Source organism: Rhodoluna sp. (assembly GCF_044239955.1).
Classification (GTDB): Bacteria; Actinomycetota; Actinomycetes; order Actinomycetales; family Microbacteriaceae; genus Rhodoluna.
In genome coordinates, this window is sequence record NZ_JBIIAL010000003.1 from 16,797 (window position 1) to 35,877 (window position 19,081).

The 19,081-nt window shown below is 49.8% G+C and carries 16 protein-coding genes; 2 read left to right on the forward strand and 14 right to left on the reverse strand.

The annotated features are described in order from the left end of the window. Window positions 1–78: 78 nt before the first annotated feature. Genes AC9UFE_RS02145 through AC9UFE_RS02165 form a run of 5 tightly spaced genes read right to left on the reverse strand, consistent with a single transcriptional unit; the run spans window position 79 to window position 6,837 of the window. Window positions 79–1,713 carry an LpqB family beta-propeller domain-containing protein gene (locus AC9UFE_RS02145; RefSeq protein ID WP_509545337.1) on the reverse strand — a complete coding sequence of 545 codons (1,635 nt, stop codon included), beginning with the start codon at window positions 1,711–1,713 and terminating at the stop codon, window positions 79–81. Then, window positions 1,713–3,251, reverse strand: coding sequence for an MtrAB system histidine kinase MtrB (mtrB, locus tag AC9UFE_RS02150; RefSeq protein ID WP_509545338.1), 1,539 nt, complete (start codon window positions 3,249–3,251; stop codon window positions 1,713–1,715). Before mtrB ends, AC9UFE_RS02145 begins: the two co-directional genes overlap by 1 nt. 14 nt (window positions 3,252–3,265) lie before the next feature. Continuing rightward, window positions 3,266–3,934, reverse strand: coding sequence for an MtrAB system response regulator MtrA (gene mtrA, locus AC9UFE_RS02155; RefSeq protein WP_509545339.1), 669 nt, complete (start codon window positions 3,932–3,934; stop codon window positions 3,266–3,268). An 8-nt stretch (window positions 3,935–3,942) separates the two neighbouring features. Then, window positions 3,943–5,415, reverse strand: a complete 1,473-nt coding sequence (gene ahcY / locus AC9UFE_RS02160) for an adenosylhomocysteinase (protein WP_509545340.1) — start codon at window positions 5,413–5,415, stop codon at window positions 3,943–3,945. Between the two features lie 21 nt (window positions 5,416–5,436). Then, window positions 5,437–6,837 carry a phosphomannomutase/phosphoglucomutase gene (locus AC9UFE_RS02165; RefSeq protein ID WP_509545341.1) on the reverse strand — a complete coding sequence of 467 codons (1,401 nt, stop codon included), beginning with the start codon at window positions 6,835–6,837 and terminating at the stop codon, window positions 5,437–5,439. Between the two features lie 23 nt (window positions 6,838–6,860). On the opposite strand from AC9UFE_RS02165, the gene AC9UFE_RS02170 reads away from it, so the two are divergent. Beyond that, window positions 6,861–7,283, forward strand: coding sequence for a hypothetical protein (locus AC9UFE_RS02170; RefSeq protein ID WP_509545342.1), 423 nt, complete (start codon window positions 6,861–6,863; stop codon window positions 7,281–7,283). On the opposite strand, the gene AC9UFE_RS02175 is transcribed toward AC9UFE_RS02170, so the two are convergent. Genes AC9UFE_RS02175 through AC9UFE_RS02185 form a run of 3 tightly spaced genes read right to left on the reverse strand, consistent with a single transcriptional unit; the run spans window position 7,280 to window position 11,826 of the window. After that, on the reverse strand, window positions 7,280–8,740 hold the full coding sequence (locus AC9UFE_RS02175; protein ID WP_509545343.1) for a DUF5719 family protein: 1,461 nt from the start codon (window positions 8,738–8,740) through the stop codon (window positions 7,280–7,282). The genes AC9UFE_RS02170 and AC9UFE_RS02175 overlap by 4 nt on opposite strands. Next, a complete protein-coding gene (locus AC9UFE_RS02180; RefSeq protein WP_509545344.1) occupies window positions 8,740–11,493 on the reverse strand; it encodes a glycosyltransferase family 2 protein in 2,754 nt (917 codons plus the stop codon). Before AC9UFE_RS02180 ends, AC9UFE_RS02175 begins: the two co-directional genes overlap by 1 nt. A gap of 27 nt (window positions 11,494–11,520) precedes the next feature. Further along, window positions 11,521–11,826: a WhiB family transcriptional regulator gene (locus tag AC9UFE_RS02185; protein WP_509545345.1), complete on the reverse strand. Its 306-nt coding sequence runs from the start codon at window positions 11,824–11,826 to the stop codon at window positions 11,521–11,523. A 153-nt stretch (window positions 11,827–11,979) separates the two neighbouring features. On the opposite strand from AC9UFE_RS02185, the gene galE reads away from it, so the two are divergent. Next, on the forward strand, window positions 11,980–12,939 hold the full coding sequence (galE, locus tag AC9UFE_RS02190) for a UDP-glucose 4-epimerase GalE (protein WP_509545346.1): 960 nt from the start codon (window positions 11,980–11,982) through the stop codon (window positions 12,937–12,939). On the opposite strand, the gene manA is transcribed toward galE, so the two are convergent. The 6 genes from manA to AC9UFE_RS02220 all read right to left on the reverse strand — a co-directional run bounded on the left by manA (window position 12,936) and on the right by AC9UFE_RS02220 (window position 19,080). Beyond that, window positions 12,936–14,060: a mannose-6-phosphate isomerase, class I gene (gene manA / locus AC9UFE_RS02195; protein ID WP_509545347.1), complete on the reverse strand. Its 1,125-nt coding sequence runs from the start codon at window positions 14,058–14,060 to the stop codon at window positions 12,936–12,938. The two genes, galE and manA, sit on opposite strands and share 4 nt — an antisense overlap. A gap of 65 nt (window positions 14,061–14,125) precedes the next feature. Then, the gene (locus AC9UFE_RS02200; RefSeq protein ID WP_509545348.1) at window positions 14,126–16,207 is read right to left on the reverse strand and encodes a LysM peptidoglycan-binding domain-containing protein; all 2,082 of its coding nucleotides are present in this window, start codon (window positions 16,205–16,207) and stop codon (window positions 14,126–14,128) included. Then, on the reverse strand, window positions 16,207–16,701 hold the full coding sequence (locus AC9UFE_RS02205) for a hypothetical protein (protein ID WP_509545349.1): 495 nt from the start codon (window positions 16,699–16,701) through the stop codon (window positions 16,207–16,209). Before AC9UFE_RS02205 ends, AC9UFE_RS02200 begins: the two co-directional genes overlap by 1 nt. A 241-nt stretch (window positions 16,702–16,942) precedes the next feature. Next, window positions 16,943–17,419 (reverse strand): 5-(carboxyamino)imidazole ribonucleotide mutase, encoded by a 477-nt coding sequence (gene purE, locus AC9UFE_RS02210; protein ID WP_509545350.1) that lies wholly within the window; start codon window positions 17,417–17,419, stop codon window positions 16,943–16,945. A gap of 61 nt (window positions 17,420–17,480) precedes the next feature. Beyond that, on the reverse strand, window positions 17,481–18,620 hold the full coding sequence (locus AC9UFE_RS02215; protein WP_509545351.1) for a 5-(carboxyamino)imidazole ribonucleotide synthase: 1,140 nt from the start codon (window positions 18,618–18,620) through the stop codon (window positions 17,481–17,483). Window positions 18,621–18,636: 16 nt separating this feature from the next. Next, complete coding sequence (locus AC9UFE_RS02220) at window positions 18,637–19,080, reverse strand: PH domain-containing protein (protein WP_509545352.1); 444 nt, start codon at window positions 19,078–19,080, stop codon at window positions 18,637–18,639. Window position 19,081 lies beyond the last annotated feature (1 nt).

Genomic DNA, 19,081 nt, shown 5'->3' on the forward strand with positions numbered 1-19,081 from the left:
CAGAGATTGTGTTGGCACGATTACAATCGTGCCGGTTTACCAATCTACTTTAAGAATCTAAACACAACTTGTTGAAAACTATCTTGCTAGTGCTATCGCAGAGATTGAAGATTTCAGCGAGCTCCAGAATGATCCCCGATAAATCACTAGCTCTCCAGATTCCTTTAGGGCATAAAGATTTGTTCCGTCTCCCAGCGCGACCAGAGAGCTTACCTCGGCGACACCTTGGATAAGTCTGGTCGTGCCACCAATTGAGACCAGGGCCATGCTCGACACGTCAGGTTCATCGTTGACAACGGCCACCGTTACGCTATCGAACCAGCTCAGCCTGACCGGATTATCGATCTCTGACCCAATAGATATTGGAGCCCCCAGTTCAATCGGGACACCGTTGTCTTTTCGAATAACAGGTGCTATCAGTACCTGATTGCCCTCACCGCTACTTACAACCAGGGCGACTCTCGACCCCTCGGGAGATAGCGAGAAGTCAACAATCGATAAGCCAGCCAGCCAAGAAGCCTGAAGTGGCAAGGAATTCACTGACACTTTAGAGCCTGCTGCTAGCCACAGATAGGAAAGCGAGTCATACTCGAGCCCAGCCAATGTGGATCTAGGGTCGACTTCCTCAACACTGGAGCCTGGAGCCGAAAGAGCGGTTTCGAATACTCCCGACTCTGTTAGGGCAGCTAATGTATCGCCAGTTTTCGAAGCGGCAAGCTTGGAAACTGATCGAGAACTAAAAAATGACAACCCTTGGGCAAAGGAGTCTGGATTAGCACCCGATAGTGCCTCAAGACCATTTTCTCCAACGGCCAGAAGGGTCCCAGAAGTTGTCACGGCGGGTGCTACTTGAGAATCTGGGATGTCTTGCGCTGATCGTTCAATTGAGATTGCAACTTCAGTGATTGTTGGAAGTTGAGACAAAGTTGCAACAAGCTGAGCTTTCATTAACGAGCGGTCTGATAATCCAGCCACTAGTGCTCTTGCACTTAGATCAACCAGTGCAGTTTCTTGCTGCACAGTCACAGCGTCAGTTGACAAAACGGTTCCGGTTGGAATTGCAGAAATAACAGCCGGTTCCAACCAACTCGAAGGACCGGCCAATAAAGCGTTAACTAGCTTTGTACCCGTAGCCGGGTTGGACGGGAACCAGCGCAGCTCAGGTACCAGAGTCCTTCTTGGCTTATCCAAGAAGTAAACCGAATAGCTTCTAAAAACTACATCAAAAACCGGACGAATCACCATCGTCACATCCGGCGCACTATCTATACGAACTTGTCCTGCCTGCTCAGTGAACTCATACTCGAGCACCCTGGTTGATCCAGCTGGTAAGGTTTCATACCTTCCGTTAGCATCAATTCGTGCTGAAACCTCAACTTCAACAAGAGCTGTGCCCGCGTCGGTAAAAGTAATCTTTGGCGTGCTTCTTTGAATTAGCAGCTCTTGATTCGGATTCCAGGTTGCACGAATTGATTCATCTAAGAACTCCCTGGCAATGGCGTAGTCATTCTGAGGTGCGGTGCCAGCGGAAATGAACCCTGAAAGAATTTCAGTTTCGGTGGCACCATCAACCGGTGAGGCAGGTGAATAGTAAAAAGAGTTCCCGTCAGTGGGTGTTGCCAAATCGGGACCAATTCGAACCGGTCCTGAAACTGGAAGGGTCGCGCAGCCGGTTAGGGTTGCAAGCATCGCCATCGCGATTAGGGCTCTCATTACTGCCCCTCGCCAGGTAATGAAAGCGGTGAAGAACTGATTGTTCCGCCTTGAACCTTGGGCAAAGTGAGTCTAAAACTAGCTCCGGCATTGGGTTTTGCCCAGACATCAAGGGAGCCTCCGTGTAACAAAGTGTCTTCCAGGGAAATTGCCAAACCTAAACCGGTGCCTCCGGTAGTTCGCTTTCTGGCAGGGTCTGCTCGCCAGAACCTATCAAACACTCGTGCTAACTCGATCTCATTCATACCAACACCGTTATCGGTAACCCTCACGGCTACCGCTTCTTCGTTGTGCCCGACGGCAACGTGAATTGGTTTACCTTCGCCGTGCTCAATTGCATTGGCAAGTAAGTTTCTAAGTAGCCTCTCGATTCTGCGGTAGTCAAACTCCGCCAAGACTTCAGCCTTTGGAAGCTCTACCTCTATTGCACTTCCTCGCTTGCTGGCCAGCGGGTCAATTGAAGCAATGGCGGATGAGGCCACTTGGTTCAGATCATGAATCTCAAGTTCTGGGCGAACCGCTCCGGCGTCGTATCTCGAGATTTCCAATAGATCATTTAGCAAAACCTCGAAACGCTCGATTTGACCTTGCATAATCTCAGCTGAGCGCTTTAGCGATGGATCTAGGTTCTCTCTGCCTTCAAATATTAAGTCACCAGCCAGTTTGATGGTGGTTAGCGGTGTTCTAAGCTCATGGGAAACATCAGAAACAAAGCGCTGCTGCATCTTGGAAACAGATGCCAGTTTTGTAATTTGCTGCTGCAATGAATCAGCCATTCGGTTGAAAGATCTTGCCAATGAAGAAACGGCATCTTCACCTTTTTCTAGCAAGCGAACATCTAGTGCGCCATCAGCAATTTCTTCCGAAACTTCCGCAGCTATTCTCACCGGTCTTACGATCCAGCCGGTTACCAGATAGGCAACACCACCGATGATTAAAATAATCGCTAATCCACCAGCAAACAGGGTCTGCTGCACAAAGTTCAAAGTTTGCTGGTCGCTAGAAAGATCAAACACTAGGTAGAGCTCATGCGCTCCAGCAAGCGGTATCTGGATTGGAGAGCCAACAACAATACCTGGGCTGGTTGTTGTGATCCCATCGGTAGTGCTTGAAAGCTGAATCGATTGGTAGAGCAATCTTCCTTCGCTAAGTCGCACCTCAGCTCGGAAGCTTGGTGAGATAAGAGCGGTATCCAGACCAGAAGAAATTGGGCTCTGTAGCAGCTGAACACCCAATTGCCCAGGAGTTCGAAGGAGGGCAATTCTTCGGGTGTCAGCCACCTCGGTGGCTTCGAGCTTAGGAACCACCGAATTCATGAGGGTCTGAAGCGCTATTTCATCGCTCACAGTTGCAGCAGCAAAGGTGTTTTGAACATCCAGAACGGCCACCTCCGACTCGGCCAATACCTGCTGCAGCCGCTCTTCGAATAGTCCGTTTCCAATTGAGAACGAAAGGAACCCACCGAGGGCAACAAGCAGCACAGAGCTAAGCGCAACGGTGGTCGCAACCGCTCGAGCCTGAACCGAGCGTCTAAGCAAGCTAAACATCGAGCCTATCCAGCCCTGTAACCAATGCCTCGAACGGTTTTGATAATCGTTGGGTTATCGGGGTCGGTTTCAATCTTGGAACGAAGACGCTGCACGTGCACATTAACCAACCTGGTATCTGCCTTGTATTGGTAACCCCAAACTTGCTCGAGTAAAAGTTCCCGTGTAAAAACTTGGTTTGGTTTTTGAGCCAAGGTCAGCAATAAGTTAAATTCCAGTGGCGTCAAAGAAACAATTTTTCCATCACGCAAGACCTGGTGACCTTCGACATCCAAAACCAAAGGTCCGATGCTAACTCTTGCTTCCGAACTAGTGATTGGTCTTAGTCTTGCTTTGATTCGTGCGGTAAGTTCACTCGGCTCAAAAGGTTTGACCATGTAATCATCGGCCCCGGCTTCTAGGCCTAGAACCACATCGTTGGTTTCAGACTTAGCGGTCAGCATGATGATTGGGGTGCCAGAGACAGCTCGAATCTCTTTGCAAACAGCAATCCCGCTTTGCCCAGGAAGCATCACATCTAAAAGAACTAGATCTGGTTGTTCAGCTTCAAATATTGCGAGCGCTTGATTACCGTCTGGACAATAGGTCGGAGTGAAACCGGCTGCTGTTAGAACAATTCCGACCATTTCCCTTAGCGCATTGTCGTCATCTACGACAAGAATCTTAGGGGTCATGTTGGGTCCTAGTAGCGGTAGTGGTCCACCTTGTATGGTCCATTGACTGGAACACCAATATACCGCGCCTGGTCTGCGTTCATTTCTGTCAGTTTTACCCCAAGAGCGTCAAGGTGCATTCTGGCAACCTTCTCGTCTAGGTGCTTCGGCAGAATGTGAACGCCTAGTGGGTAAGCGGCCAAGTTGGTGAACAACTCAATCTGAGCCAGAACCTGGTTTGAGAACGAGGTGCTCATCACAAAGCTTGGGTGGCCAGTGGCGTTTCCAAGGTTCATGAGTCTTCCCTCGCTCAAGATCAGAACGCTTCTGTTGTTTGGAAGCAACCACTCGTGAACCTGAGGCTTGATCTCGATCTTGCTGATGTCTTTGATCTTGGCAATTCCTGCCATGTCGATCTCGTCATCGAAATGACCGATGTTTGCAATTACAGCAAGGTGCTTCATTTGCATTACGTGATCAGGTGTAATCACTCCGGTGTTACCGGTAGCGGTTACAAAGATGTCAACGTCTTCGATAACTGATTCCAAAGTTGTTACCTGATAACCATCCATCACTGCCTGCAGCGCACAGATCGGATCGATCTCGCTCACGATAACCCTGGCACCCTGACCAACAAGAGCTTCAGCTGCGCCCTTACCTACGTCACCGTAGCCACCAACCCAAACAGTCTTGCCACCAATCAAAACATCGGTTGCGCGGTTTAGACCATCTGGAAGTGAGTGTCTGATTCCATACTTGTTGTCGAACTTGGTCTTAGTTACCGAGTCGTTCACGTTGATCGCAGGGAACAATAGCTCTCCGCGCTTGAAGAACTCGTAGAGTCTGTGAACACCGGTAGTGGTTTCTTCGCTAACACCGATGATTTCAGAAGCAATAGTTGTGAAACGCTTTGGGTCTTCCTTTAAAGAATCGCGAAGTAGCTCAAGAATTACGCCATACTCTTCGCTGTCATCTGCACCGGTTGGAGGAACTGATCCTGCGAGCTCAAACTCGCGCCCCTTGTGGACAAGCAATGTTGCGTCTCCGCCGTCATCCAAAATCATGTTTGGTCCGGTGTAAGAAGCACCTTCGGCTTCGGCCTCTGTGGACCAATCGAAGATTCTTGAGGTTGCCCACCAGTACTCGTCTAGGGTTTCGCCCTTCCAAGCAAACACCGGAATACCAGCAACGTGCTCTGGGGAACCACTACCAACGACAACAGCAGCTGCTGCCTCGTCCTGGGTGGAGAAAATGTTACAGCTGGCCCAGCGAACCTGTGCACCAAGTGCAGCTAGGGTCTCGATAAGAACAGCGGTCTGAACAGTCATGTGAAGTGAGCCGGCGATGCGGGCACCCTTGAGTGGCTGAGCTGCGGCAAACTCTTGGCGCAGAGCCATTAGACCAGGCATTTCGTTCTCAGCCAGGCGGATTTGGTGTCGTCCAGCCTCGGCAAGAGCTAGGTCGGCTACTTTAAATTCGATAGTTGTTTTTGATTTCAGCATTATCCAAGCATAGCTTGGGAGCTAGCTTTTCATTAGACCCAAAACCATTGAAGTTAGAGCTTCACAGCGCTTTTGGTCCTCAGATTCCACGTTCAGCCTCAATAGCGGCTCGGTATTGGAGCTTCGAACGTTGAACCACCACCAGGGGCTCTCTCCATTAGGCGAACTTAGGGTAATCCCGTCCAGGTCGTCAAAATCCGCTCCTTGGAATTCACTCTTGATTTGGGCCATCTTCGCTGCCGCATCCAAAACGGTGGAGTTGATCTCCCCGCTAGCAAAATAGGGGTCGAACTTGGCTGCAAATTCCGAAAGCGGAAGATGCTGAGAGCCAAACTCTCGCATGACGTGCATCGCCGCGAGCATTCCACTATCAGCGCCATAAAATTCCTTGAAGTAATAGTGCGCGGAGTGCTCGCCTCCAAATATGGCTCCGGTTCTAGCCATCTCGTCCTTAATCAACGAGTGCCCAACCCGGGTGCGGGTAGCTGTGGCGCCAGCGGCTTCAACAAATTCCTTCACTGCGCGCGAGGTAAGCAAGTTGTGCAGGATGTGAATCTTGGTTTCACCAAGTGCCTTGGCTCTGGCTATCTCGCTTACCGCAACTATCGCTGCAACAGCCGAAGGAGAAACTGCGTTCCCCTTTTCGTCAATCACAAAGCAGCGGTCTGCGTCGCCATCAAAGGCCAAACCTATGTCTGCTTTTTCCTGGATGACTCTTCTTTGTAAGTCGACGAGGTTTTTAGGATCCAGCGGGTTGGCCTCGTGATTTGGAAAACTGCCATCTAGTTCAAAATACATGGGGATGATCTCAACTGGCAGCTCTGACAACCCAGCATCGGTTCCCAAAACTGATGGCACAGTGAGCCCACCCATTCCGTTGGCAGCGTCAACAACTACTTTCAAAGGACGAATTGCATCAAGTGAAACAAGCTCACGAAGATTTGCCGCGTACTCGCCCATGATGTCGTGTTCGCTTCCGTAACCAGGCTCTGCTACCTCTTTGATTCCTGAAGCGAGGTACTTATTTGCACGCTCGAGAATTTGACTCAAGCCGGTTTCCATCGAGATACCCCTGGCTCCAGCTCGAGAGAACTTGATGCCGTTGTAACTCGAGGGGTTGTGGCTCGCGGTAAACATCGCAGCTGCTGCATCCAGGTGACCTGAGGCAAAGTAGCACTCATCGGTTGAACACAGGCCGATATTGATAACGTCAGCTCCCCTGGCGGTAGCACCTTCAATGAAAGCATCGACAAAGCCAACTGAGGAATCTCGCATGTCATGCCCCACCACTACGGACTTACCAACAAGCTCAAGCTCGTCAACAAAGGCGGCAGCGATAGCTGCGACCTTCTCTGGGGTGATTTCTGTGCCGACTAATCCACGGATGTCGTATTTTTTGAAAATTGCATCAAGTGTGCTCACTGTCCCAATAATACAATGGGGCCATGGCTAAACCTTCGAAATCGCGCAACGCCCACCGCGATCGCCATGGCCGCGGTGTACGAAGGCCGCTGCTAAGCAGACTCTTCAAATTCGGCCAAACTCGTTCACACAGTTTTGAGCAGTATGTCGACACCGCAATGGAGTATTTGAAAGGCATTTGGGCCGAAGATCTCGAAGGGCTAACTTGGTCGGTTAGATCTGAGCCCTCCGCTTCTGATAGTGAAACTGATATTCCGAGATGGAAAGTAGATGGCGATCGGAATCACATTACGATTTATAGAATTCCCACCGAACGCTTTGGTTCGCACTCTAGAAAATCAATGCTCGAGGAAAGACTCAAGGTAGAGCAGCAGGTATTTGAGGCAATAGCAGACCTACTGGATATAGACCCGTGGGACTTGGTTCCGGATTACTACAACCGCTAGCGGAAGCGAACCAGGAATGAGTTACCGATATTTGTCGGATCAGTAATCGCTAATGAAGAAATTTGACCGCCAGACAAAAGCGCCACTGAAGCAAAAATCTCGCTGTCGCTAGAAATAGCCACCGCGCCGGTAATACCAAGCGACGAAGACCCAAGAGCTGGCACTGCAATAACCGTTTTGACGCCGGTTTCCAAACTGGTGACTGTGGCGCTTCGTGTTTCATTAAGCGGGTTGCCTAAAACGATATAAGACGCCCCATCTGGTGGGACAATGCCAGATGTCATTAAAGCTCGTGAACTAGTGATTGGCTCTGCAGCGCTGAGCCAAGTGAAGTCGATTCGTGGTGTGCCTTCATCGTTACCCATAGCAGCCTTCGCGGTTGCATAGACCGGTTGGTCAGAGGTCACAAACACCGAATAGTTTCCATCTAGCAAATCGGTTATTGGGAAATCTCTCACTGTTCCAGGTTCAATAACTCCCGTTATAACCGCGCCAAAAACATCTGGGCTAGTTGAAACAATCTGAACAATCACGTTTGCTCCCGTTGGAGCAAACACGCGAAGCGAGTGCCCCGCATCGGAAACGGCCTCGGTCACAGCAACTTGGTTGATTGCTTCTGTGCCACGAACCACAAAACCAGGGATTACCGAAACCAGCTGAGGCGGTGGTGAAGGCACAACAAAATCAACACCTAGGGACTCGGTTCCGTTCATTACTCGGTGTTGAATCCAGCCCGCGAGCTTGGCACCGGATGCTTGAACGTGGACCGCCAAGGTCGCCACGGTTGGTGCAAAACTTGCAAGAGATAGCACCGTGGTGGAATTTGCAAGCACTGAAATTCCAGAAAGACCAGCCACTTCTATTTCACCGAGGTCTGTGTAAATCTTGAGATCCGCTGTTGCATCATTGGGTGTTGGGTTTGTGAGAATTAGCAACGCTTCACGACCGGGAGCGGTTGATCCACCTACTAACCAGATATCGTTGCTTGGCTGTTGGCAGCTAGCGGCGGCCAAGCCTCGCATGGTATCAATTGCCACTAGCTGCGTGGTGCTACCGGTAACCACCATCGAGCCTTGCGGCGAACCCGCGGCTGTTCCAGTGTTTTTTAGCTCGGTAGCATTTGCTATTTCACTTATCGAAGAAATACGGCCGGATCCAAGTGATACGACGCCAGGATCTCCGGCCGCAATTGACTTAACTTCTAGCAATCCTGTTCCATCGGCTGAGTATCGAAGGGTTGTGGAGCCAGTTCTATCAAAAGCCCCAAGATCTGTTCCGCTAGCGCCACCGGATACAAAAAGTGGCCCAGGGCAAACAACACTCTGGTCGGCAGGTTTGACATCGAAACTTCCACTAGCGGAACCCAGATCAATCGACACAGTTACCGGAGGAGCAAAAACCAAACCAGTTGCCAACAAAAGTGAGGTTGCAATAAGCGCTATCGCTCGACTAATCATCAGCTGGCCTCCTCGGAGTCAATGAAAATTTCGCTGTCCTTGTCTTTGCGTCTTTTTCTGCGCCTTGTTGGGATTGCAAACCAGACTAAGAAAACCAAAATCGCGAGCTGACCTAGCTTTACGTATCCAAAGTCAAGAGGCTGGGCTTGGCTCCCAGGTGTAATGTTTTCCACCTTCCACAGCTGACCAAAGTCTGTAACTCCAATTGATTCAAGTTCTCTAGTTGAATCAAGAGCAAGCTGAAGATTTCTATCAACTGGATTCACAAGAATATATCCAATGCCAAACTTTTCAAGAGTTGGAAAAATCTCTGCTCCGTTAGCCGAGGCTAAGTTGGCAACTAATTGGCCAAGCTCTTGATAGTCCGGATTAACGGCTGGGTTCGTAGTGCTGGAAATTTTGTAACCGCTCGAAATGTGATTGAGCTTTACTCCGTCTCCAGTGAAAACTTGCGCAACCAGACCACCCTCGGCTGTGGATTCGAGCTTTAGGGTTCGCCAGTAACTATCGGCCATAACGTCGGCTTGAATAATTGAAGGAACTACTCGACCATCTGAGTAAGAAACGTCTGGCGGATTAGTAACCATTTGGAAAGCTGCGGGTAGCAAACCCAAGAGCGCGACCGTTGCCAGCGAGCTAATTCGAAGCACCACGGAAGTGTCGGCAAGGTGTGCCAACAGTAAAGCTAGCGCGAGGCCAAACAAGCCAAGAAGAGCGGTTACATCGATTCCGATTCTTGAGCCATTTCCTAAATCAAAATCAATGCCGACTGCCACCCAACTGGCAGCCAAAGCCACCAGCGCAATTGCCCAAAGCGGCAGGGTGGTTGAAAGCTTGGGGGCTAGCAGAGCCAGCAACGCGAAGACAAGCACTGGGACCGTTATGAATAACCCCCAGCTGAGTGAATCAAACCCGAACCCAAAAAAGGCAAGTTTCCAGTTAGCTTCCAAGCCATCCGAGACACTTAGGCCAGGATCAAGCAGCAAACTAATCCAGTTGCCAGCAACTGCTCGTTCAATCACCAGGGGCAGGAACCAAGCCCAAGCGAGCAAGGTTGAGGCCACTAGGGGCACGATCTTGGTTGGGCGCAATACTGCGGTTATTACCACCAGGGCTAGTAATACAACCCCGAGCACTGGAGAGCTCGCTGCGATCAAGGCCAGCAAAATTGCCGCCGTCCCCACATGAGTTCTTGGGAATCTTGTGGAGTCTTTCTGTCCGATTCTTGCAACTCGAGCAAGCGAATAAAGCAGCCAAGGTAGCAGTGCAATTGCTAGCACCTGAGAAAACTTAGCTTGCGATAAAGCTCCGGTGAGCGCCGGCCATAACGCAAAGCTTAAAGAAGTAACAATTCGAACTATGTTTTTGGACGAGACCAATTCCGAAAGCTTAAATGCACCAACAAAAGCAATTGGTGTTGCTAGGAACATAAACAAAGTGAGGGCTAGAGGGGGTAGGAAAAACAGTGGAACACTTAGCAAGCTAAGGGCCCACACCAAAGGGTCTGCTGCACCAACAAAACCCAAGCCGATGGAGTGCGAGGTTGAACCAGCTTGGCCGAATATTTCTAACCAGTTTGAAGAGATTGGAAGAACACCTGGACCGGAAACCGATACATTTGTGGGAACCCAAGGGAGGTTTAGCGCAACTAATCCAAGCGCCCACCAGATTGCACCCGAAGCCACTAATCCCGAATTTGGTGCAACCTGAAGTTGTTCGGTTTCGCCCATTGCATGAGAGGTAAGTAATCTCTTTGAGTCTTCTTCATCTCTGGCTTTTTTATTGTCGTTTCTAACTTCCTGCGTTGTGGCCCGAAGTCCAGACAGACTTCCAAGTTTTGCTGACGTGGTTTGGCGAATCTTTGATCTTGATAGCAAGACCTTTTTCAGGCCTAGGAAAACCAAAAAGGAAGCTGTGATCTCAGGGATTATTGCATAGGCTCGTGACCTAAGCACCAGTAGCAGTGAATTCACCACTGCCGCAGGAAGAAGCAGTAGCCAGCCAAGCAAAAGTAAAACTGGGTTCGCGTAGCTCAAGGCCAGATGAAGCTCGGCTTGCCTAATTGCAGTTGCTGGTCTTGTGCCCAGCCAGCTAAGTGGGCGGGCTCCCTGCATCGATAGCATCTTGTGGGAAACTCTGGCGTTTGGGGCAACCGCGACTCTAAACCCTGAGAGCCTGGCGCGAATTGAAAAGTCGACATCGCTTGCGTATACCGGGGCATTTTTATCAAACCCTCCAAGGGACTTGTAAACCCCGGCGTTTACCAGCGCTCCGGCAGTGCCAACTGCCATCACGTCTTCAGCGTGGTCGTGCTGCCCTTGGTCGAATTCACCTCTGACGCGACTAAACAACCTGCCGGTTCGGGTCAAGGTCAAACCGAGTTGTTTGATTATCTTGGGGTTTTCCCAATCGACTTGTTTTGGTCCAACAATTGCCAGTGACGGGCTTAGCTCAACCTCACGAAGTAGCTGCTCTAAGGCTCTTTGCTCTGGTGCACTGTCATCGTGGAGTATCCACAAATAACCTTCCGCCGACATGTGCTGCACGGCGGCGTCAATTGCCGCAGCAAATCTAGTTTTGGAATCAAGCTTGAGAACCTCAAAACCTAAGTTGGAGCTTGACGATTTTTTTGATGTGTCGACAACCAATACTTTTGATGGTGCTATTGATTGGTTTCTAACATCAGCCAGAACTCGTTCTAGATATTGAGGTTGATCGTGTGTTAGAACTATCGCGCAAACATTGGCTGTCATGAAATAACTTTCAGCTCTATTTGCGAACTAGGCACGCTTTTTGAGTTTGCGTCTTTCTCTTTCGGAAAGCCCGCCCCAGATTCCAAATCTCTCGTCGTTAGCAAGTGCGTACTCGAGGCACTGCGCCTTTACGTCACAACCGGTGCAAATTCTTTTCGCGTCTCTGGTGGATCCACCTTTTTCAGGAAAGAAAGCCTCTGGATCAGTCTGTGCACAAAGTGCATCTGCTTGCCAAGAAAGTGGGTCTTGTTCAAAGTCTGTATAGGCACCTGCGACGCCTAGAAGTAGTGGGTCGATAAACCAGTTATCGGGAACCTTTCCACGATTTTCCATTTAGTGCTGTCCCCTTCGATTGGTTGCCAGGCGGTGGAATCTGGCAAATAGTTTCATCCGTGTAATTACATCGCTGTTATTGCCCTCTTGTCAAGTTGAATTCCACAGGTTTACTGGCCTGTCTAGGTCATTTGAGCCAAGTATCCTTGGAACATGAGCGTTCTGGTCACTGGCGGTGCAGGCTATATCGGGTCCCATGTGGCCCGGTTGCTTAACGAGTCAGGCACCGAGGTAATAGTGGTCGATGACCTCTCTACCGGCAAAGAATCAAGGGTTTCGGGCTTAACAAGCTATCGAATCGACCTGGCTGAGCCCTCCGCGGTGGGAGCTGTTGAAGGGCTAATGACCAAACACAAGGTTGACTCCGTGATCCATTTAGCAGCTCTTAAGCAGGTTGGAGCCTCGGTGGAAAACCCTGAGGAATATTTCAACAAGAACCTTGGTGGCCAGGCAAATCTCCTTCTAGCCATGAGAGGCGCTGGGGTCAAGAAACTAGTTTTCTCATCCAGCGCAGCTGCCTACGGAGTTCCAGATGTTGACTTGGTTTCTGAAGACGAGACCGCCTCACCGATTAACCCTTACGGTCAAACCAAGCTAATCGGCGAGTGGATGGCTGCTAACGCCGAAACGTCTTGGGGTCTTCGTCATGTTAATCTTCGGTACTTCAACGTTGCAGGAGCAGGCTGGGACGACCTAGCAGACACTGAAGTGCTGAACCTGATTCCAATTTTCTTTGAAGCCATCAGCAAAAACAACAAGCCAAAAGTTTATGGTGCTGATTACGACACTCCAGACGGCAGTTGCATTCGCGACTATGTCCACGTTCTAGATCTAGCGCAGGCTCACATCCAGGCACTGGACTACCTAGAACTAGGCCAGCGCGAGTTCAAAACCTTCAATGTTGGAACTGGCACTGGCTCAACTGTCTTAGAGGTTATTCACCAGATTCAAAAAGCCACTGGTATTGATTTCGAATACGAAATTGTTGCTAGAAGGGCGGGAGACCCAGCAAGGTTGATTGCTGACGCGTCAAGAATTGAAGCAACCATGGGCTGGAAAGCCAAGAACTCTTTAGTTGAAATAGTTGAAAGCGCCTGGAAGGCGCTTAGCTAGTCCCCCAGGACTACAAAAACCGTTCCACTGCCACTAAGGCTTAGCTTCTTAGCCGCTGATGCAAAAACCACCTGGGACTTAGTGAGCACTTCCCGCTCTTCCAAGCTGGTGCTAACAGCAACCTCACCTGCGGTGCAAACCACCATTGCGCTAGCTGGCAAGTCCAGATCCGCCAGCAGGTTCTTTCCCGAGACCTCGGCGCGATAGACCCGAAACTCCGAACAATCAACCGGATACTCAATCAACCCTTCGGCAAGTTTCCTAGGTCTTACCTTTGGCTCTGCTAGCTCTGTGAAATCAGCAAGCTTTACTAACTCGGCAACATCAATGTGCTTTGAAGTTAGCCCGCTTCGCAAGACATTGTCAGAGGCGGCCATAACCTCGAGTCCAAGTCCCGATAGGTAGGCGTGGATGTTTCCTGCTGGAAGGTAAATGGCTTCGCCTGGCTCTAGAGAAACCTCGTTGAGCATCAAAGCAACTAGCGCTCCGGTGTCATCGGGGAATTGAGTTAGCAATCTCTCAACAAGTGCCCTGGACTTGTTGGCAACTGAGTCTGGTTGAGAAGAATCAACAGACCTGGTGAATCGCTTAGCAAGCTCAGTGTTTGCAATCAGAGACTGGAAAATCTCCTCTAGAGATCCGCCTTTGTTAAGGCTTTTGGCAAGTACGTCAAACTCTGGTTCGGATTTTCCAAAGGCACTAAAGACATGAATCAGATCTGCCTTGGGGCGAAAACCACAAAGGGCTTCAAAGGAGGTCAAGGCAATAAGTGCTTCGGGTTTGTGTGAAGCGTCCTTGTAGTTTCTCTTTGGATCATCTAGGTCTATCCCGAGAGATTGCTCAAAGTGAAAGCCATCTTTAGCCTGCTGAGCGTTTGGGTGGACCTGAATGGATAACGCGCGCTCAGCCGAAAGGAACTTCACCAAAAAGCTAAGTTTCTTGCCAAGACTTTCTGAAAGAGATTTGCTGTCCCCGATGGTCTCGCTTTCACCAAGCGGGTGCGTACCAAACCAGATTTCAGCAATTGGTTTACTTGATCTTTCTAGCCCGAAGAAATTTGGCCCTAAGTCCTTAGAGCCCCAGTCATAGTTTTTGGTGACACCAGAAATTCGACTAAGCATCAATTAGATCCTGTTCCATAAAGCCAAGGTACCTTCTCTGGATCAAACCAGACCTAAACCAGTTTCTAGGCGAGCCTTAGAACCTGTCCGACCTTGAGCATGTTGGCATTGGTTATCCCGTTAAGGGCCATTAGATTCCTGGTCGTGGTGCCAAAACGAGCGGCAATGCCACTCAAGGTGTCACGTGCCACAACTGTGTAAGTGGTGCTTGGCGTTGATGTGGAAGCTGGGGCTGCGGGAGCGGCGGCGGTTGGGGTTCCCACAATCGTTAGTACCTGGCCAATTCGAATTGAGTTCGCGTTTGTTAACCCGTTCAGGCTCATCAAGTTCCTGGTGGTGGTGCCAAATCTAGCGGCAATGCCGCTCAGAGTGTCCCTGGCAACTACTTTGTAGGTTGTTGTTCCGCTCGCATTTGGGGCCGGTGCGGCTGGAGCCGGAGTCGTCGGTGCCGGTGCTGCCGGCGCAGGTGCGGCTGGCGCAGCGGCACCAACAATTGTTAGTACCTGGCCAATTCTTAGGCGATTGGCGTTAGTGATTCCATTGAGTGACATCAAGTTTCTAGAAGTGGTCCCAAAGCGTGATGCGATACCACTCAGGGTGTCACGGGCTACAACAGTGTAAGTGGTTGGCGCAGCGGTAGCCGTCGGTGCTGGAGCTGCTGGAGCTGAAGGTGCTGGAGCTGAAGGTGCGGGCGCAGCTGGAGCGGCGTCACCAGAAAGCTTTATAACCTGGCCAACGCGAATCAAGTTGGCGTTTGTGATCCCGTTGATGGTCATCAGGTTTCTAGACGTGGTTCCAAAGCGTGATGCAATTCCACTTAGTGAGTCACCACTAGCAACTGTGTAAGTAGAAACCGGAGCGGGCGCTGCCGGAGCCGGAGCCGCCGGGGCAGCTTCTGGAGCCGGGGCCGCCGGATCAGTTTCTGGAGCAGGAGTTACCGGAGCCGCTACATCGCGCAGGTTGCCATTTTCCAAAACAAATCTTCCAACCAGGGCAGACATCGCCTCGCCAGCAACGAGCGCACTGACTTGAGAACCAGTCATTGTTATTGCGTTTGCGCAGTTCAAACCCCAAGCTGCGACTTCGTCACAGTTTGCAAAGGGTAGGCGTGATCCGTTGTGGATAAAGAAGTAACTGCCGTCAACAGCGTTTCGTCCAAGCGCATTCATGTCGCCGATGGTGGTGAAACGATCCAAGTGGGCATTTGGCACTGTTGCAAGTGGTCCAAGGGGAGCCAAAGATGTTAGTAACTCGGGAGACGGAATTCTGTACTTGGTCTCGTCAACAATCATGAACACATCAGGGCCATCGCCCTTCATTAGGAAGCTACCGCCAATTGTGGATCCGAACCAGTCGGTGTAATCGCGGAAGAAGTTTCGGTTTCCGTATGCGCTACAAACATCTCCCACACCGTAAAGGTTTCCTAAGGCAGTTTGGTTTGGAACGTAAGGGGTGTAGTAGTACAAAGCTGCGGTTGCTCTGTTTTCTAGAACGAATGACTGTGCTCCACAACCAGGGTTATTTGCCTGGTAAGGACGACTAATTGTTGCTCCGGGTCTTAGCCAGGTGAACGAACCAGCTGGGTTGCTGTACCAATTCAATTGACCAGCACCTTTGTATAGCTGCCAAAAGAATCCTGCAGAAGCTGCGCTACAACCCGAAGGCGTGTCTGGACAGTCCATTCCAAGTGCGAATTCATATGCGCGAGGACTTGGGTTGGTTGAGGTTACTAGTCCCTGCTCTTTTTGCAACTTCACAAGAAGAACCTTTGGGCTGATTCCACAAGCAATGGAAACGTCATAAATAAGTTCAGCTGCGCTGATGTTTGTTTTTGCTGGTAGTGATGAACATCTTCCAGCGACACCTGCCACTTCAGGTGTGCTTAGTCGATAGTCCTTCAAGCAGCCTGGCCTTGTTGGATCTGCTCTACAAACCGCAACTTTTCCATTTAAGAATCTTTGGATGTCCGCGGCGGACATGGTTCCTGGAGTATAAAAAGCGCTGTCGCTAATAATCTGCCCCGGGTTAAACCAAGCGGCATTAGCAGCTTCCGCTGGAGTGCTTTTGCTCTCCAACGCAACAACTCCAACTGCCGACATCGCGGCAATCAATAACATCGACCAGAATTTTCCGATTATCTTAGCCATTAAGGAACAGTCACCTCAAATTTTTCAGATTCACCAAAGTGATTTGCGGACTCATACTTAACAGTTAGCTCGAGAGCACCCTTCGGTACCGCTGAGAAATCTACGTTGAATGGAAAGCACTGGGTTGAAGTTACGTTGCGCTCTGCCTTAACGGTTACAACGGCGGTGGCAGTGGTTCCCGTGTAGTAACTAAGGGTGCAACTTCCACCATCCTCGGCAAAATTCATAACCTCTGCAACCACGTTCAATACGCCAGCCGAGGTATCTGTGTAGAGGATCTGCAACTGGGCTACTGCCATGGTTGGTGAGACAGAAGGTGAAGGCGATGGCGAGGCGGATTGCCCGGTGCTGGTTTCTTCAGCCGGGGCTTCGCTCGATGAAACAGAGGGTTCGATAAGGTCCTCTTGGCTCCCAGAGTTTGGGTAAAAGAGGGTGCAGCCGGTGAGCACTAGGGCTGTAGCTAGGCCAAGCGCGACAATAAAGGCTTTTTTCATAACGCACTCCTCACGTACCTTCAAGCCTAGGTTGAACTTTGTAAAATGGCAATGCAAAACGCAAGGGGTGCCAATTTTGGCAAGAAAGACCTGCGATTTCTATTTTCAAAAAATCCCCAGAATTTAGCTCGTTGTAAAGGATTTTTCCGGTAATTCAAGAAAGAAATATGCCGCTCTCAGGAAATTGACAGCTAAAAATCAACCAAACTCTTATCGAAAACGTGCTGTATAAAAAGTTGCTCTAGCTATTTCTAATTTGATTCTGCAGCTGAGTATTTTTCTCTGCAACTAGATCTGAAAGAGATACGCCGTAGTCAACTAACTTTTGTTCCAATTGCTTATTTCCGGTTGACAAGATTCTCACGGCAAGTATTCCAGCATTTTTTGCACCACCAATAGAAACAGTTGCAACCGGAATGCCAGCGGGCATTTGAACTATCGAGAGCAAAGAATCCATGCCATCAAGTTTTCCGAGTGGAACCGGAACACCAACGACAGGAAGGGTGGTTACAGAAGCAAGCATTCCAGGAAGATGCGCGGCGCCTCCGGCGCCAGCAATGATTACCTTTATACCTCGCGAAGCAGCACTTTTTCCCCACTCAATCATTCGTTCTGGAGTGCGGTGCGCTGAAAGAACTTCGACTTCATACTCGATTCCAAAATCCTTTAACGCCTGAGCGGCATCAGACATGACTGGCCAGTCTGAATCGGAACCCATTACAACTGCTACTAGTGGATTTGAAATTGGAAACCCTCTCGATTCATCTACTAATCAAATATTACTTGTTTAGTTGGTTCCTGGCAGCTTCGGCTGTCTTTAGACAAGCCTCAAGGTTGTCGCCAACGACGGTTATGTGCCCGAGCTTTCTGCCCAGTCGCGGAGACTTTCCGTAGGAGTGAATCTGTATCTCTGGGAAATTGGAGATCACTTGGGGGTAGTTATCCATAAAGTTCTTCGAGTCCGAGACCCCAAGAAGGTTTGCCATTACCGCTACCTTCTTTACTGAATCCGTTTTGCCAAGAGGAAGATTCGAAACAGCTCTCAGGTGTTGTTCGAATTGTGACGTGACTGAACCCTCAATGGTGAAGTGACCGGAGTTGTGTGGTCGCATGGCTAGTTCATTCACAAGCAGTTCCCCTGCTTCAGTTTCAAACATTTCCACTGCCAAATTTCCGGTGACCCCAAGGGATTCTGAAATCAACTTGGCGATCTGGACAGCTTTTGCGGAAAGTGCGGCCGTTGTGTTTGGCGCTGGCGATAACACTTCGGAGCAGACTCCGTTTTGTTGTCTTGTCTCCACAACTTGCCAGCTTGCGAATTCACCATTTGGATTTCTAGCACTGAGCTGAGCAAGTTCTCTTTTGAATTGAACTTTCTGCTCAACCAGTAACTGCCCTCCGAGGGAAGAGATCGTGGGTTCTGCTAGCCAATCTGAAACTTGTTCCGAAGAACTCACTACTCGAACGCCTTTACCGTCATATCCGCCGATGGGTGTCTTGACAATAACTTCTGGTCCGTGTTCTTTGATGAACTGATCCAACTGCGAGGCTGTGGACACAGCCTCCCAAATTGGATTTGGGGCGCCGATTTTTTCTAACGCTTTACGCATCAGAAGTTTGTTTTGTGCATGAGCTAGGGCTTTGGATGGTGGTTGAACCGAGATGCCCTGCTTTTCTAGCTGCTCCAAGACTGAAATTGGTACGTGTTCGTGATCGAAGGTGATTACATCAACAGTCTTGGCAAAATTGGTAACTGTTTCAAGGTCAGTGAAGTCTCCAACGAGTGTGGCTGCGGCAGCGGCGGAAGAGTTTTCGGTTTCGGCCAGAACCTTTAGTTCAATGCCTAAGTCGATGGCGGGGGCAATCATCATCCGGGCAAGTTGACCACCGCCAATTACTCCAACGCGGTAGCTAGTCAACGCAGTGATCCTTAAACTAAAGAGTTTTGCTTGCCTCAGCTTCGATGGTTGCGGCTAGCAGCTTGGTTCTAGAGTAGCCGCTGATAGTAATCTCTTGGCCATCGACTTTGAGTAGCGAAATCACTTTGCCGCGAATCAGATTAGGCCGCTGCAACGCAATCGAAGAAAGCTCCGAAAGTTGGACCACCTTCCTACGTAATCCAAACAGCCCTGAGCGATTAATGACTCTCTGATCGGTTACAACCAAAGACGAAGCCAGCCAATTTAATAGCGGGAGTAGCCAAAATAAAGCGGCGACAACTATCGCTGACCAAAATACAATTTGATACAAATCGGCGGAAACCAGTTCCGAAAAATACATGAGTGAAAACAAGCTGGCGGCCAATACCAATGTCGGCACAAACAAATTGGCTGCTCTTGGACGAAGTCGAACCAGCTTGGTTTCGGAATTTTGATTCATT